11 protein-coding genes are annotated in these 16,110 nt (G+C 40.3%); all 11 read right to left on the bottom strand.

The annotated features are described in order from the left end of the window. Nucleotide 1: 1 nt before the first annotated feature. Nucleotides 2–1,027, bottom strand: a complete 1,026-nt coding sequence (mvaD, locus tag PHA78_RS01660; RefSeq protein WP_002941246.1) for a diphosphomevalonate decarboxylase — start codon at nucleotides 1,025–1,027, stop codon at nucleotides 2–4. Then, a complete protein-coding gene (mvk, locus tag PHA78_RS01655) occupies nucleotides 1,020–1,955 on the bottom strand; it encodes a mevalonate kinase (RefSeq protein ID WP_002941245.1) in 936 nt (311 codons plus the stop codon). Before mvk ends, mvaD begins: the two co-directional genes overlap by 8 nt. Nucleotides 1,956–2,793: 838 nt before the next feature. Then, nucleotides 2,794–3,669, bottom strand: coding sequence for a helix-turn-helix transcriptional regulator (locus PHA78_RS01650; protein WP_029185492.1), 876 nt, complete (start codon nucleotides 3,667–3,669; stop codon nucleotides 2,794–2,796). 15 nt (nucleotides 3,670–3,684) lie between these two features. Beyond that, nucleotides 3,685–5,301, bottom strand: coding sequence for an ATP-binding cassette domain-containing protein (locus PHA78_RS01645; protein ID WP_272158375.1), 1,617 nt, complete (start codon nucleotides 5,299–5,301; stop codon nucleotides 3,685–3,687). Next, nucleotides 5,267–7,942, bottom strand: a complete 2,676-nt coding sequence (locus tag PHA78_RS01640) for a class III lanthionine synthetase LanKC N-terminal domain-containing protein (RefSeq protein WP_272158374.1) — start codon at nucleotides 7,940–7,942, stop codon at nucleotides 5,267–5,269. The genes PHA78_RS01645 and PHA78_RS01640 overlap by 35 nt, the downstream gene beginning before the upstream one ends. Nucleotides 7,943–8,751: 809 nt before the next feature. After that, nucleotides 8,752–10,029 carry an MATE family efflux transporter gene (locus tag PHA78_RS01635; protein WP_105097069.1) on the bottom strand — a complete coding sequence of 426 codons (1,278 nt, stop codon included), beginning with the start codon at nucleotides 10,027–10,029 and terminating at the stop codon, nucleotides 8,752–8,754. Between the two features lie 5 nt (nucleotides 10,030–10,034). Then, nucleotides 10,035–11,462: an ABC transporter ATP-binding protein gene (locus PHA78_RS01630; protein ID WP_105256284.1), complete on the bottom strand. Its 1,428-nt coding sequence runs from the start codon at nucleotides 11,460–11,462 to the stop codon at nucleotides 10,035–10,037. Next, a complete protein-coding gene (locus tag PHA78_RS01625) occupies nucleotides 11,426–12,085 on the bottom strand; it encodes an energy-coupling factor transporter transmembrane component T (RefSeq protein ID WP_105256285.1) in 660 nt (219 codons plus the stop codon). The genes PHA78_RS01630 and PHA78_RS01625 overlap by 37 nt, the downstream gene beginning before the upstream one ends. After that, nucleotides 12,082–12,675 (bottom strand): MptD family putative ECF transporter S component, encoded by a 594-nt coding sequence (locus PHA78_RS01620; protein ID WP_014637420.1) that lies wholly within the window; start codon nucleotides 12,673–12,675, stop codon nucleotides 12,082–12,084. The genes PHA78_RS01625 and PHA78_RS01620 overlap by 4 nt, the downstream gene beginning before the upstream one ends. Further along, nucleotides 12,676–14,337, bottom strand: a complete 1,662-nt coding sequence (locus PHA78_RS01615; RefSeq protein WP_105256286.1) for an amino acid ABC transporter ATP-binding/permease protein — start codon at nucleotides 14,335–14,337, stop codon at nucleotides 12,676–12,678. Then, nucleotides 14,330–16,090 (bottom strand): ABC transporter ATP-binding protein/permease, encoded by a 1,761-nt coding sequence (locus PHA78_RS01610; RefSeq protein ID WP_272158373.1) that lies wholly within the window; start codon nucleotides 16,088–16,090, stop codon nucleotides 14,330–14,332. Before PHA78_RS01610 ends, PHA78_RS01615 begins: the two co-directional genes overlap by 8 nt. Between the last annotated feature and the right edge of the window lie 20 nt (nucleotides 16,091–16,110).

Raw genomic sequence — 16,110 nt, 5'->3', positions numbered from 1 at the left:
GCTACAAGCCCTTTTCAAATGCTGCTTGTGATGCCTGCCAATCGTCTTCGCTGAGAACATACGCAGCAGGTCCAGGCTTGCTGGTGATGATTTTCTCTCTTGGAAAGACTGCTGATAGTCCCTCAACCAATTCATCCATCTGACTTGCTCGGCAGAGGACCTTGACATTTGGTCCAGCATCCATGGTCATGTAGGCTGATAAGCCACTTTCCTCACGAACCTGACGGACGGCCTCTTGGGCCACTAGGCTATCGGCTGACCAATAGGTAAATGGTGGATTGGCAGAGAGCGTTGTTGCATGCATTTTCATGCCATTGTGCTCTGTAATCTGACCAAGTTTTACAAAATCACGGCTGGCAATAGCTGCCTTGATGTCCACCAAGTCTTGCTTAGCGGTTTCTACCCAGGCTGTGTAAAATGGTGAGGTGGCAACCGTGTGGTCCATTCCCTCTCGACTAGCAATCTTTTTCGGTCCGGTATTGACCGCCAAGACGACCATGCCGATATCCCAATCCGCATCGTCAATGGGGTGAGCCATAGAATCTTCCGAACCAGTTCCCATATCCCACTCAACAAATCCACCGAATAGGCTACGGGTGCTAGAGCCAGAACCCCTGCGAGCAAGGGTTGATAGGGTGGCTGGGGACAAATCTAAATCCAAGGCAGTTGCGGTTGCAAGTGCAAGGGCTGCGAAGGCTGATGCTGAGCTTGCCAAACCAGCCGCAGTCGGAACAAAATTTAGACTTTCCACTCGGGCAAATGCCCTTTCACCTATATATTCGCAAAACAAATCCAAAAATCGAGAAATTTTTAAAATTTCTTTTTCTTTTTGTAAAATTCCGTTGAGATAGAACTCATCGGCAGTTAATTCTGGGTCAAAAACAACCTTGGTATCCGTATAAAATGCGTCAAGGGTTAGGGATAAACTGGAATTCATAGGTAGAAATAATTCCTTATCGCGTTTTCCCCAGTATTTAATCAAGGCAATATTGGTATGGGCACGGGCAAGGCCTGTTTGTTTAGTCATTGGTTTCTCCTAAGTACTGTATCCAGGTTTGGCGGGCGCCTGCTTGGTCAAGGATGTGTACAAGTTTTTGGGCATCCTGAGCTGTTCTTGCCAGGGCAATCATGCAACCTCCTCGGCCGCCACCAGTTAATTTGGCTCCGAGGGCTCCATTTTCTTGGGCAAGGCTGACTAGCTTATCCAGGCTAGGATCAGACACGCCTAATTTTTGCAGAAGAGCATGAGCTTGGTTCATTCTGCTACCTAGAAGCTCTGCTTGGTCTGTGGCTAAATCTTCCTTGGCCTGTCGGGTCAAGTTCCCCAGTTCTTCTACTAGCTTGATAGCCTCTGGCTTTTTCTCCAACAAATCCGCCACGTCTGAAATGGCTTCTAAGGTGTTTCCCGTCACACCTGTATCAGCCACCACCAAATAGGCATGGAGTTTCAGCTCAAAAGGTTCGATGGGCTGGTGCTTGATAAAAAAGACGGGGGACTTGCCGCTGGTGGTTGCCGCATCAATGCCTGAGGGATTGCCGTGGGCAATTTTTTCCGAAGACTGGACGATGTCCCAGAGTTCGCTGTCGGTCAGCTTTTTTTCATAATAGGCAAAGAGGGCGCGTGCTACTGCTACTGCCACGGCTGCACTGGAGCCCATGCCGCGCTCGGCAGGAATAGTGGAGCTGATTTCGATGTGGATAGCAGGATCTGTCGGCGCTCCGAGACGATAGAGCGAGAAACGGATGGCATGCTTGAGGCTTTCCCAGATTTTTGGCATCTTGTGCACCAAGCCTTCGTAAAAATCACAGGCTACACTGAGAGCCTGGCCTTGGGCAGTCACCTGAGCAGTAATTTCCACAGCAGAAAAAGGCATAGCAATTGCTGGCTGCCCATAGACCACCGCATGCTCTCCCATCAAAATGATTTTTCCATTTGCTTTTCCTACTACTGACATACTTTTCTCCTTATTACAATCACTACTATTATACCATTTTTACATAAGAATAGAACACACGAAAACAGCCGACCGCAGTCGACTGTTCTCTGGAGATTATATGATACCTAGCTCTTTGTCGCTTGCGACTTAGAGATAGGGATACCTTTAGGTGAAAAGATGAGCGAATATAAACTAATACTCAATAAAAATCAAAAATAGCAAGTCTAAGCTACTTATAACATGCGAAACCTTAATTTATAAGTTTGAGTTGAGAATTGTGGATTTCAAGTAGCTGTTTTCTTCTCAAAAAATAACAAAATCAAAACGCTCCATATCCACTTTGAGTGGTAGGTGGCTATTTTTGATTTTAAATGAGTATAAACAAACTTCCAAAATGCGCCGAAACACGAAAACAGCCGGCCGCAAAATGAGGCTGTATATTTCCTCTTTGCTTTGAGTTTCAAGGCTCAGACCTCTTACAGTCCACTGAACTGTAAAATTCATACGATTTTATATATTATCGTATCTAAAAATTTGAATACAGCCTAGAAACTCGGAACTATAGTAGAGTGAATTAGAAACAGGACATATCTAAGTTTGTCAATTTGAGAACTCTAAAGTCATTTTAGGAGTGGGTTATTAACACTATAACTTAAAACCGTCCTTTTCCTAATTCAAACCACTATATTAATACTTCTCATCTTTTTACACCAATCAAAAGCACCTAATTCCGACTTATTCTGAGGAATTTAGGTGTTTTATCATCATCTAAACCGATTCCTAATGTCAACTTAGTATTACTGGTGGAATCTTATCTCCAAATAAAATCACATATGTAAGCAATAATACACTAAATTTAATTAATTTCTTTTTCATCTTTCGACTCCTGTTCCAATAAATCTATAAAGAATGACTGAGCTAAATTTTTTAAGAGCTCGTCGCCTTCTAAGTCATAAACAACTATTGATTTTTTGACCATATCAATTGCTTCTGAAATAATGGAGCGTTTTGCTAATATGTTGGCTCTCATTAACAAAGTATTGCCTAACATAAATAAAGTGTTTCGATTCTTTAATAATTCTAGTGATTCTGCATTATAAACCAAGGCTTTTTCAAAGTTGTTACACAGGTACAAAATTCTAGAATATCCGTATTGAAATAATACTTTCAACTCCCAATCATTTGACTCATGATAGTGATGAATGAGACTTTCATATTGGTTCATTGATGCTACATGCTCTTCTAACTCCGAATATATTCCCGCAATGGCAATCCCAACTCGTAAAAATAGATTAGCATTTTCAACCAAAGTAGGCAGCAACCCTTCCAAAATCTCTAAAGCTTCATTTGACTTTTTGTATTTCCCAAATAACAATACCCCGTTAAGGTATTGTATATATGGACTTTGAATCGGAGATACAGAATCTTTTGAAAAAAACTGCAAAAAATATTCCAATGTATCATACTCTCTTCGGTAAAGAATGGATTTCAATTCATCCGTAAGAATAGATTCTTCTGTACTCTTCTTTAGTTGAAACAATTCCAATATCACACTAGAATCAATGTCTAATTTTTTGACGAGCTTAAAAAATAATTCGACTGATGGAGAAACTTCAGCTTTTTCAATTTTACTAATAACTGCTTGAGCACAAATACCCTCAGACAGTTCTTTTTGACTAAATCCTTTCTCCAAACGCGTCCGCTTAATAAGACTAGCAATCTTTTCTTTCACAATTCACATTCCAATTCATAATATTTTCTCTATTGTACCACTATTCGGATGAATTTCCCATATCTCATCGTATAGACCAAGATCCGACTCTGAATAGTGATGAGCAACCTCAAAGATTGTAATTGGTAAATTGGCAAGTTTTTTACGAATGAGGGCTGAGGATTGTTTATCAATTGCCGATGTCCCCTCATCAACTAACAAGATTTTCTTATTATGAAGGAGGGCTCTGGCAATCTCAATACGTTGTTTTTGTCCTCCTGATAACTGCGCCCCATTTTCACCATAATATTTCTCTAAACAATCTTCACCCAGCTCTTCTACCAACCCCAGCTCTGAAAGCAAGGTTAACAACTCCTCCTCACGCACTGACTCAAGCGCCATTAGGAGATTCTCTTTTAAGCTTGCCTCAAAATAGTAGGGCGATTGTTGGATTCTTGCCATTTGATTGCTAGGATTACTTATTTTTTTCTGATGATTTAATACAGATATTTCCCCTTCCAACGGTTGCAGTACACCCTGTATGCTATCTAGTAAGGTCGTCTTTCCACTTCCTGAAGCTCCTCTAATCAGTACTTTACGACCATATGGGACTGTAGCATTAAAATTTTTGATAATTGCTGCTCCATGTCCAATGGCTACTCCTGAAAAATGAATCTCAGGCTTCAATATTGATTCAACAATATGATTTTCAGACACTTCCTGTTGCCGAGAATCCTGTAACATTTTCTCTAATTTTTTTCGAGTTGGCTCCGTTGATTGTATCATTCGTAAATAGTTCGAAACATTTCTAAATGGATAGATAACACGGTCACTGGCTAAAAATAAAGCGATAACAATACTAGCATCTAGTTTCCCTTGGGTTACAAATACTAGAGCTACAGTTATTGGAACAATATAACTTAACCACGACAGCATGGAAGAAACAAGATTAACTATGCTGTGTTTATTATTTAATGCCTCATTACTATTTTCTAAGTCATTGACAACTGTCTCAGCCATCCCTAAAAACTTACGATTCGCACCATATGTCCATAGAACCGAAAAACCTTGAAAAATATCTTTTATGCTACGAATAAATTTCTCATTCGACTTAGTGAAGTTCTCTGTTGCAGTTCCTAGATATTTGCTAAATAGTATTGCTGGCAACATTGGAAGAAATGAGAAAATAATAAATAATACAGAAATTGCAGGACTTAGATAGACAAGATATATCAATGAAACTGCCCCTAAAAGACTGTAGTATAAGCAATCAAAAAGAACGGAAAAATATTTATCTTCTACTAACTTTAAATCCACTGTTAATACTGCAAGAGACTCTGTAACATCTAATGCATTCCCCTTATTTCCAAGATAGTTTAACAGTTCCATCTTATACTTTTTATGCAGATTTTTTAGTAAGTCGTTTTTTATTATTGAAACAAATAAATCTGATAATTGAATCAATAAATAGAACAATATACTGCAACCGGCGAATAGTAAAACATCTTTTACAGTTGATTCCGAACTAAATTGACTAACTCTCGAAATAACCTGAGACATAATAATCCCGTCAAAGCTCGCTCCTACCAATGCAAGCAAGAGTAAGCATATTTTAAACTTAGGCAATATTCTCCATACCTGTTTTAATTTCATAACCCGTTCTCCATTTTCTAAAGATTTCATCAAGTAAATATAAAGCAAATTCTGAGGATGCTGTTTGTATGCCTTGCTTATATTTGACGTATCTATATAAGACGAGCGCTATTCCACTACTACCTGAATGTAAATCATGGGAAATTTTTAAATTTCCTTCACCTAAAAATCCAAATAATATCTCACTCTCATCTCTCTGTTCAAAAAGATTCAAAGTTTTGATTTGCTGATCAACTACTTTTGATGTTCTTTCTGAGACTTCATCACACAATACTCCCTCTTGTAAACAAGTAATTAATAAATCAGTTATCCCTGCCAATCCACGCATCAGAGTAGCAAAATAATGGATATCATAATCTAAACTCAAACAAATACTGTTTAACACGTTTGAGTATTCGTCATTTTTAGTTACTTTATAATAGTAAAGCAACATATACCCGATTCCTGACAAACCATTGTATAAGAATGGAGACTCAATCTTATTTCCAGAATTATTTTTTCCAACTCGATCTACAGTGAGGTTTCCATGTGAGTTTTCATATACATACGTCAAGATATTTGCTACATGACTCTCTCCAATATCTAAATAACGTCTATCGTTTGTAACCATATACATTACCAAATATATTAACGCAACACCAGATTCCCCCTCATATAATCCTACTACATCTGTTTCTAGCCGTCTTTCCAGCAACAATTCTTGTAACTCTGAAAACATTGTTTCAGAACATCCTTCAAATCCAAAGTATGCCCCTAAAATAACCAATCCAGAAATACCATAATATATCCCCGTATTATCACTATTTTTTAATGTTTGGAAACTTCTATTAAAAACATTCCATGCTTCTAATATTTTGTTCTCACACATGAGAAAATATACAAAACTCAATTCTCCAATCATTAATCCACTCGAAATATCAATAGAATCATTAAATAACGCCCCATATGTAGTATTAATAATATCGTTACTAATATTTTGAATTTTGGTTAATATAGTTCTTTCTTTTCCATCAGAAATTCGTAGTAACGAATACAAAACACCTAGCCCCCCATGAGCAATGCTATAGGGATTTGTATTATAAACTTGCGGATCTGCTGGGAAAAAAATTTTTTTATGGTCTACTTCTAAAACACAATAACTTTCAAGTATACAATTTATTATCTGATCTAACTGCTGACTGACATCATCGGGAGAAATTTTACATATATTTGTTGCACCATCAAATGATCTAATATACTTTTCTATTTGATTCAGCATTTTCTGAGCATACTTATTATTAATTATATTTTTTAAATACTGGATACTTTTGAAAACATTGGCACGGTTAAATTCAAACATGTTTTGTATTGGAAATATCATACATATTCCAATAATGTAACCTTTATAAATATCTATACCTTCAATTTCTCCAATATAGGAGAATCCGGGGGTTTGAATATTGGTTATACCATTTAATTCTTTTTTCAAAATTGCATATTCTAAATCAATTAATTTAACAGTCGGCTCATTTGTTTCAAAGTTCACAATAATATTCGTCTCGGACAAATCCTGTACATAAATACCAAAATCATTAATTTTGCCTATTCCTGCAATTATATTATTGAATATTATTAAACAGTTTTTAAAATAATCATCAATTTTTTTGACATCTTTTTCATTTGTCAATAATGGATTATGCAGATAAATATATTCTCTTAAATTTATCCCTTCTAGTTTTTCTTCAATTAGGTAACTATTCCCTTTTTCTTCAATTATTTCAAATACTTGTGGAACAAAATCTGTCCTCTCCAATAATTTCAAAAATGAGAATTCTCTTTTTAACCTATCAGTAGAATAAAATTTGGTATTATCTTGTCCAGTGAACTTTCGAGCCTCTTTCATTACAAAAATTTTTCGTGAATTCACCTCAGTAACTTCGTATACACCTCCTGATGAAGAAAACTTTATTGCTTGCATAGGAATATATTTCTTTAGTAACAAAGATTCTTCATTACTCGCATCTTCTAAAGATATTTTTTTTATCCAATCCGGTGTAAATGGATAAGGAAACTTTTCGTCTTTTACAAAATTAGCTTCATTATCTAAAATGTATGTCTCAACCACACCATAAGTATTTATTCTTCTTATAGGGTCAATCTCCCCATATCTATAATAAATTATTTTCGATGAAGAATACCTATAATCAGTCAATACTTCCGGTCCATCATACATAATTGTTAAATCTGAAATATCTTGAATTACTGTCCTGAATTCAGATTCTTTTGGATAAACTACAATAAATTTTCCCGCTGAAAGTCTAGATACTTCTTTACTATTAATTTCTTTCAAAAATTTTTCGTTTGCAAGGAATTTGAAATCAATTTTATTTTTAATGCAGTATCCACACACTATATTAAATATTTCAAGATAATTCTCCATAGTTGCTGACACATGGATTTTCCATCCTGCCGTTCGTCCTTCAGAAGTAGATTGAGAAAACTTCAAAAAAATCCAAGGTTTTTTCGTATATACACTTACATCATCTATACTGTATGAGAGTAGCTTTAAAAAAGATTCTTCCGTAACAACTTGATTACTCATAATATAAAAATTTGTACTATTCGATGAAGCATACCAATGAATCGCCATATTTTCTTGCATTTTTACACCACCATATAAAATAACATTGAACACTGCATAATTTTTATACTATGCAGTGTTCAACATTAACAAATTATGAAAAAGACGCACCTTAACTACTGTTCTCTAGTAGTTGTATTACAACTAGCAAATACACAAGACCCCTGTGCCGTAGCTCCTGTACTGTCTACGAAACTACTCTTAACAGATAATGTTTGTAATTGACGCAAATCAGACATAGTTTTCTCCCTTCTAATTTTTTAGCTGATCAACTAAATACAGTATAATATACTCATTTTAAAAAGTCAAACACTTTTTTTGTATATTTTATAATTTTTATAATATTTTTGAACTATATTTTGTTGTTTAGTGTTTTTTACTAAAAATCTATCTAACGAGAAAAATTCACTTTACAGATTTAACTAGATATAAAAAAGCCTTAAAAAGATTTTAGTTGAAAAAGACTGTTAACGTAGATAGGGACACCTTTAGGTGAAAAGATGAACGAATATTACTTTCAAAGCACACCGAAACACGAAAACAGCCGGCCGCGGCCGACTGTTCTCTGGAGATTATATGAAAAAGAAATTCGCTATTTCTAGCTTGAATATAGTATATAGCTACAAACTTAAACGAAACTGAAAATCAAAAAGTTTTTCTGAAAATATTTTCTTGACTATGAAATTACTAATTGCACCCAAACACGAAAACAGCCGACCGCGGTCGACTGTTCTCTGGAGATTATATGAAAAAGAAATTCGCTATTTCTAGCTTGAATATAGTATATAGCTACAAGCTTAAACGAAACTGAAAATTTTCTTAGCCTTATCTTAAATTGATTCTTGTTTTGAATACCTATACTGAAAAAATAGCACCCCTGATCGGAAAGCATTATCTAAAATCGTTGCAATCCAAATGGCTGACAAACCGATTTTAAAAAATGTTACAAGTAAATAAGCTATGCCAATCCGTACTAGCCACATACCGATAGTTGTGGCATAAAAGGGTAATCTAGCATTTCCCAAACCTTGCCAAAGAGCTGTCATAATAAGAGTGCCAGCTGTAAAGGGAACTCCCAACATGGCATAAAATAATACTGTTTGACTAGCTTGTACCGCTTGAATATCCTTAGTATAAAGACTGATTAGGAAAGGCCCCGCAAAATAAGTCACACCAGCCACCAAAAACATAAACAGCAAAGAAAGACCAAAGCTTGTTCGAAAAATATGTCGAACCATAGCCTTATCCTGTCTGTGTTTCGCTGTAAGGATAATTGTAGCGGTAGCAATCCCTAAAGCCGGCATATAGTTAAACTGCGTCAGGGTTTCTCCAATCGCATTTCCAGCTACCGTCGCTGTTCCTAAACTGGTAATCAAAGCCACGACTACCACATCTCCCACCCGCATCATCAACCGTTCACCAGTTGCTGGCAGGGCAAGTCTAAGCAGTTCTTTATCAAAGGACCAGGTCCATGGTTTTAAAGAAATTGGTAAGCGAGACCAAAGCAGGCTACAACCAATCAACCGCGATAATACCGTGCCAATCGCAACTCCAGCTACACCTGCATGAAGCACAAAGACTGCAAATGCTGAAAATAGTGCATTTAGAACATTTGAGAGCAGGCTGATATACATAGGAAAACGTGGTTCCCCCAAGGTTCGTAAGATTGCACTCAAACTTGTCATGAGTCCCAAAAAAGGTGCTCCCCCACCAACCAATATCAAATAAAGACCTCCAGCCTGTACCACTTCTGACTCTGCCCCCAAGCTAGTAAGTACTATTGGACCTGCCAGAACTGAAAAAATTCCTAAAAGGAGACCGATAAAAACTGTAAACTTGACACTTTCACTAGCAGTTCCTCCAATGCCTTCTGAACCCCCTTCACCCAAATCCTGAGCCAAACGAGAAGACACCGCTGCTGCTAGGGCAATAAAAACCGCCTGATAGACGGCTAAAATATTATTAGCAAGGGAAACTCCAGACAAAGCTACGATACCAATACTGGCTACTAGATAAGAGTCTACTACCCCCATTAACATCTGGAGAAGGTTTTCCCCCATGGCTGGAAAGGCAATGGTTAAAATTTCTTTATAGGTTTGTTTGTTCATAATCTCTATTTCAACTGTTTAATATCTACTATTTTATCACAAACCAGATTCAATAGCTCTTCATCGTGAGAAATTAACAAAACCAACTTATTCTTCATTTTTAAGTCTACTAAAGCGGAAGCAACTTGCTGCATTCGTCTCAAATCCAAGCCACTCGTCGGTTCATCAAAAATGAAAATTTCCTTATCTGCCAGTAAGCTAGCTACTATCATCACACGCTGTTGTTCACCACCCGATAAACTGACCGGATGTCTCTCCAACAAATCCGATAGGCCAAAACGAGCTACCAAATGTTCATCGACAGTTCTATTTTTCCTTCCAAGAGTAAGTTCTCGCTCAACACTTTCCGCAAATAGTTGGAGTCGAACATCCTGCATAACAAAGGCTGTTTTTTCCAATCTCTGGCGACTAGATAAGGTTTGACCTTGCCAAGAAATCCTACTCTTCTTATCTTCCGCTAAACCGACCATATAACGAGCAAGGCTTGTTTTTCCAGAACCATTCGCTCCAACCAAACCCACCACCTGTCCTGGTGCCAAGCAGAGTTTTTCAATCTCGTAGAGAGTATTCTCTTTCTGACTTACCGATAAATTTTCAACAAGTAAACCCTCTTTATCATTAACAAACTGGTCTGCCAGCTCTGCTATTGCCCGCCCATAAGGCTCCGAGTCATAACAACGCAGTCCCATATCCTGACGACATTCTTCTGTCCGACTTAAAAACTCATCTGCTAGATAATCCGTCACCACTTGCCCATCTTGAAAATATAAATAGCGATCTGCCAATTGACTGAGATAAGACAGTCTATGCTCGGCAATAATAATGGTCTTGCCTTGGCTTTTTAAAGTTTTCAAGATGTCCTCTACAATCGCAATCCCTTCCTGATCTAGGTTGGCAGTCGGCTCATCTAAAACCAAGACATCTGTCCCTTGCATGGCTGCAACGGCCAAGGCTAGACGTTGTTGCTGACCACCTGATAGACTGGAAATCGTTCGCTGGCTAAGAGAAGCCAAACCAAATAATTCCATAACCCAAGCCAGGCGATTCTCGATTTCTTCTCTTGACAAACCCTGATTTTCACAAGGGAAAACCAATTCCTGCAAGACCTGACTATGAAAAAATTGAGTAGACGGATGCTGAAAGACTGAAGCAATGTGCCGAGATATTTCTTCCAGACTAGATTTTTGTAAATCCAAGTCCCCTAAGAAAATTTTTCCCGAAAGCTGAGCAGGATAATATTCTGGCGTCAAACCATTTAACACCTTGAGAAAACTAGACTTCCCAGAGCCACTCTCCCCACATAAAACAACACACTGGCCTTCTGGAATGGTCAGATCCTCTATCTGCAAGGCTGGTTTATCTGCCCCTGAATAAGTTAATGCTACATTTTTCACCGTCACAGCCGGACGAGAATCAGAAAACCGAGACAACATAAACAAAGACTCCAATCTAGCACGGTCCAAGACGACCGAATATAGGCAGGTGATTTCGTAGATACAGCCAAACCTTTTGTCAGACTGGCTACTGTCAATTCCTGAGCTGTTCGCAAGAGAGACATCATCAAGGGAACCAAGAAAAACTCCATGTACTGGAGTGGCTTACAAACCACATCTCTCTTCCGTAAAAAAATTCCTCTAACCTTCAAAGAGGCACAAATCGTACGAGAATCCTGTTTAATGGCAGGTAGGAAACGAAACATTACTCCCAACGTCAAAAGAAATACCTCTGGTAGGTGCCATTTCCGCAAGCCATGAATGAGTTCGTAACCACTTGTCGTCATCAGTAATAGATGCCCTGCCAAAAGCGGAGGCCATGTATAGGTCAATACAAGCAACAAATGCGTCAGCCATACTGGTAAAAATGTAATATAGGACAACAGACAAAAAATAGAATAGGCTATCGGACTCATTATAGCCATTTTCCGCTTTCCAGAAAACCAGAAAAGCAGGCTAAGGCCTAAGACCAGCACTGCATTTTCTAATATTGTAAGCCTCATCCCATAGGTAAAACTAGTGAAGATGACGAGAATAATTTTTGTACGAGCATCTAATTTCATGAAAGATAACCTGATTGTTTAAAATAGCGCTGAAGCATATATTGACCAAACAAACCACTGATAAGAGCTGTTAAGATAATGGTCGTTGACAACCATAGCACATTCTCTGGAGTGAAATCAAGCATGACACGAGCGATGTATTCTGCTGATTTTCCACGTGCCAATAGACTAGCTTCATAGGCATCTCGCATGAACCACATAAGAATAATAGGTCCTAAGTTTCCAAAAGAGAAAATGACATAGCTAAGAAGATTGGTCCATTTTTGTTTATAGTGACCTGACTTCGCTACCATTTCTGCCAAAAAACCAAAGGTCAAACTTGGGAGAAAGGCCGCTGTCATATAGCCTGACAGGAAAAAGAAACAGGCCATGACCGCACCAACCAGACTAATTGAACCAAATTTACCAACCTTGGCTACCAATAACATATAAACAGGTCCTGCCAAAAGGGCTGCTCCAGCAGGTGCATACATCATGTTACCCGAACGATCAAAAACCAAGCTCAACAAGGTTCCTAGACCCACACAAACAAAGTAGAGGGCAGCAAAAGCCCCTGTTACCATCAGATCTTTTACTTGTAATTTCTTCATTTACTTTTCCTTTACTAATTGCCCGTCTTCCAAGCGGAAAATGGTATCCGCACAGGCCATGGTCGAGCTTCTATGAGAAATCAAGAAGACCATGCCCTGACAATGTTCCTTAACCAGTTGGATAAAGCGGGCTTCATTGAGCGAATCTAGGTTACTAGTTGGCTCATCAAAGATATAGCAGTCTGCGTTTTTGAGCAAGGCCCGCATGAGTTCCAAGCGTTGTCCCTCTCCTGCTGAAAAGTCACTAGCCTCTACTAGCGTATCCAAGCCCTGCGGTGCTACCAAAATCCGTTCTTTCATGTGGCATTTTTCTGCCAAGTCCATGATGGTTTCATCCGACACATCTGTCCGACCCAAGAGGAGATTTTCCCGAATGGTCTGGCGGAAGATTTGCGGCACCTGTGGTACATAGGCAAAGGCCCCCTGCAAATGTGCCTTATCTACCTGCCGACTATCCAAGCCAGACAGGCGGATTTGACCTTGCTGCCAATCATACCACCGCATGAGCAATTTCATTAAAGTGGATTTACCTGCACCGAACTCACCGACTAAACCAATAATACCACCCTGTTCAAACTGAACAGACAGGTTCCGATAGAGCCCTGTTTCTCGGTCATCGTAGTCGAAGTCCAGTTGTTCGATAGCAATGTCCGCCACGCTGACCTCAACCAGCTCACCTGTTCGCTCTGCTTCTTTTTCATCCAAAAGAGCATAGATATTGCGACCAGCATTCATAGCCCGCTTGAAACCAAGCGGCAGACGGCTGAGCTCCAAGAAGGGAGCAAAGGAGCTAGTGAAAGAAACTAGCAGGGCTACTCCAGTTGCCAAGTCCAAACTCTGACTGCCCACCAAGTCGAAGGTCAGCCAGGCAAAGCCCATGATAGACAAACCAACCACTAGGAAAGAAACGGCATACTGCATAAAGTTAGTTTGAGCGACCTTTCGCTCCTGACCATTGACCTCTTGGCTTTTCTGCGTCAGATTGGCAAAGCGAGCATCTGTCTGCTGGAACTGCATGAGATCCTTCATGCTCTTGAGACTTTCAGTAAAGTAGGACACATAGCCCTTACGACTGGTATTTTGCTCCTTGAGCAAGGACTGCAGCTGCTTGGCAAACCGATTTGGAATAGCAATTGCCAAAAGGGCATAGGTCACCAGAGCCAGCAAAGCCAAACCCCAGCTAGATAAACCAAAATAGACCGTCAAACCAAGAGCCACTAGAATCCCTGTACAAATAGGAGCAATGGTATGGGCAAAGAAAACTTCCAAGGCCTCAATGTCCTCCCCAATCATCTTAAGCAGGCTACCGCTGTCCTGCCGGTCCAATTTCCCAGGAGCCAAGACCCGCAGTTTTGCAAAAATCAAACGACGATAGGCCGCCAGCGTATGAAAGGCCACATAGTGACCAAAGTAATGCTCATCATAGCGGAAGGCACCACGTAAAAGAGCTAGGAGAATGAGGGCTCCCAAGGTCCATAGCGGAGCAGGATTGCCAGCAAGTGCATCAAAAGCCAGATAGACCAGCATAACTGGAATAGCAATGGTCACCACCTGTCCCAAGACCGCAAAGCAAACCGCCACCGCAATCCGTGGCAAGAGGTGCTTCATGGACTGCAAGAGTCTCGGAATCAGCACACTTGTTGGCATTTCTTTCTTATCCATAAACGGCTTCCTCCAATTCTCTTTGTTGATCGACCAGCTGACGATAGACCGAGCTAGTCTGATAAAGCGTAGCATGATTGCCTGTCACAGCTCCTTCAGCAGACAGGAAGAGGATGTCATCTGCCTGCTCAACCTGTTTCATCTTATGGGTAATAATAATAACAATCGCATCCTTGGCCACCAAGTTAATCAGATCGTAAATCAAGCCTTCATTGTCCTGATCGACACTGGACGTCACCTCGTCAAAGATATAAAGGGAGCGTTTGGCCAAGACCGCACGGGCACAGATAACCTGCTGGCGTTGACCAGGCGACAAGAAAGCACCATCATCACCCACAATCGTGTCCAACCCGTCTGGCAAATCCTTGACAAACTGCAAGACCCCATGCTGATCTGCCCAAGCCAAGACCTCCTCCTTGGACCAGTCACAAGCCATGCGTAAATTTTCATAGATTGACTGGTTAAGCAAGGTTGACTGGCCCGACACATAGAGGACCTGCTCATTCAGAGACAACTGACTGACAGTCGAAATCTCCTGCTGCCCCAAGTAAATAGCTCCCTTATCCGCCCGCAAGCGTCCCAAGAGCAGCTGGGCCAAGGTCGTTTTCCCCTGCCCTGACTCGCCCGCCAAGGCATAGACCTTACCAGCCGTCATGGTCATGGAAATATCTTCTAGGACCGGCTTTTCTCCGTAGGCAAAGGCCAGATCTTCTAGTTTTAGACTTTCAAAAGCAGGCACATGGACAGAATCGATTTCCCGCTCCGCTGTCATACTGTCCAAGAAACCAAAGATACGATCCGCCATCTTGGTATTCATCATCACCAAGTGCATACCGTAGCCCTGCTCCCGTATGGGTGCAAAAAACTCCGTCGCAATGAGGACAAAGAAGAGCATACTAAAGAGGGACAAATTGCCTGCCGCTAGGCTATTGACCGCCACAAAACCAGACAGTCCAATCCCCAGATACATGACCGCATCCATGTAGCCCACCGCCTGCAGCTGAAAACTGAGCAACTCCATGGTCGCATCGCGGAAGTCCTCAGCCTGCTCATTGAAGGTCTTCTCATAAGTCGCGTCCGCCTGATAGGAATAAAGGGTGTTGAGCCCCTTGAGGTCATCCAGGAAAAGATTGCCCACATCCATGTAGGAGCCCCAGTAGCGATTCATAATCCGCTTGGACCGCTTCTGCATAGCTATAATGGAAATGGGAATCAGAGGCAAGGCCAAGATGAAAATGACCGCACCCAGCGGGAAAATCAGAAAGACCAGCAAGAGAACGGTCGCACAGTTGAACTGGGTCCGCAAGGAAGAAGCCATGTAGTAAGAATAGTAGGTATCCAGGCTATCAATCCCCTGTGAAGCGATGTTAAAGACATCCGCCGCTGTCGCCTGTGAATCAAACTGACCGTCCTTGGCCAAGAGGGCCTCAAAGAAAGACTGCTTGAGCGAATCCCGAGCAAACTGGGAGCCCAAACCCTGCAAACGCTTGGCAATCAAGGCTACACCATAGCCAAAGGCATTGAGCCCCAACAAGATGAGGACGAAGCGTCCCAGATCAACCTGACCACCCTCATAGTAGCTCACAAAACCCTTAGCAATCAGATAGAAGGAAATAATCCGCATCAAAAATTGCACCCATGATAGAAAGGCTGCCAAATAAACCAGCTTCATCTTGGGTTTGATGCGTTCTTTGAGCCGCTTCAAGAGGGCTTTTTTCTTTTCTCTGGAGATTTTCTCCTGCTCTTGTGCCATAGGCCACCTCATCTACAAGT

The organism is Streptococcus sp. HN38 (assembly GCF_028335765.1).
Lineage (GTDB): Bacteria > Bacillota > Bacilli > Lactobacillales > Streptococcaceae > Streptococcus > Streptococcus suis_P.
The sequence above is the reverse complement of the archived record's forward strand: the minus strand, read 5'-3'. Positions and strand labels throughout refer to the sequence as shown.

Excerpts from the sequence above, each read along its gene's own strand:
- PHA78_RS01620 (WP_014637420.1), bottom strand. The coding sequence starts at position 12,675 with ATGAAGAAATTACAAGTAAAAGATCTGATGGTAACAGGGGCTTTTGCT.
- PHA78_RS01625 (WP_105256285.1), bottom strand. The coding sequence starts at position 12,085 with ATGAAATTAGATGCTCGTACAAAAATTATTCTCGTCATCTTCACTAGT.
- mvk (WP_002941245.1), bottom strand. The coding sequence starts at position 1,955 with ATGTCAGTAGTAGGAAAAGCAAATGGAAAAATCATTTTGATGGGAGAG.
- PHA78_RS01610 (WP_272158373.1), bottom strand. The coding sequence starts at position 16,090 with ATGGCACAAGAGCAGGAGAAAATCTCCAGAGAAAAGAAAAAAGCCCTC.
- PHA78_RS01615 (WP_105256286.1), bottom strand. The coding sequence starts at position 14,337 with ATGGATAAGAAAGAAATGCCAACAAGTGTGCTGATTCCGAGACTCTTG.
- PHA78_RS01645 (WP_272158375.1), bottom strand. The coding sequence starts at position 5,301 with ATGAAATTAAAACAGGTATGGAGAATATTGCCTAAGTTTAAAATATGC.
- PHA78_RS01635 (WP_105097069.1), bottom strand. The coding sequence starts at position 10,029 with ATGAACAAACAAACCTATAAAGAAATTTTAACCATTGCCTTTCCAGCC.
- PHA78_RS01630 (WP_105256284.1), bottom strand. The coding sequence starts at position 11,462 with ATGTTGTCTCGGTTTTCTGATTCTCGTCCGGCTGTGACGGTGAAAAAT.
- PHA78_RS01640 (WP_272158374.1), bottom strand. The coding sequence starts at position 7,942 with ATGCAAGAAAATATGGCGATTCATTGGTATGCTTCATCGAATAGTACA.
- mvaD (WP_002941246.1), bottom strand. The coding sequence starts at position 1,027 with ATGACTAAACAAACAGGCCTTGCCCGTGCCCATACCAATATTGCCTTG.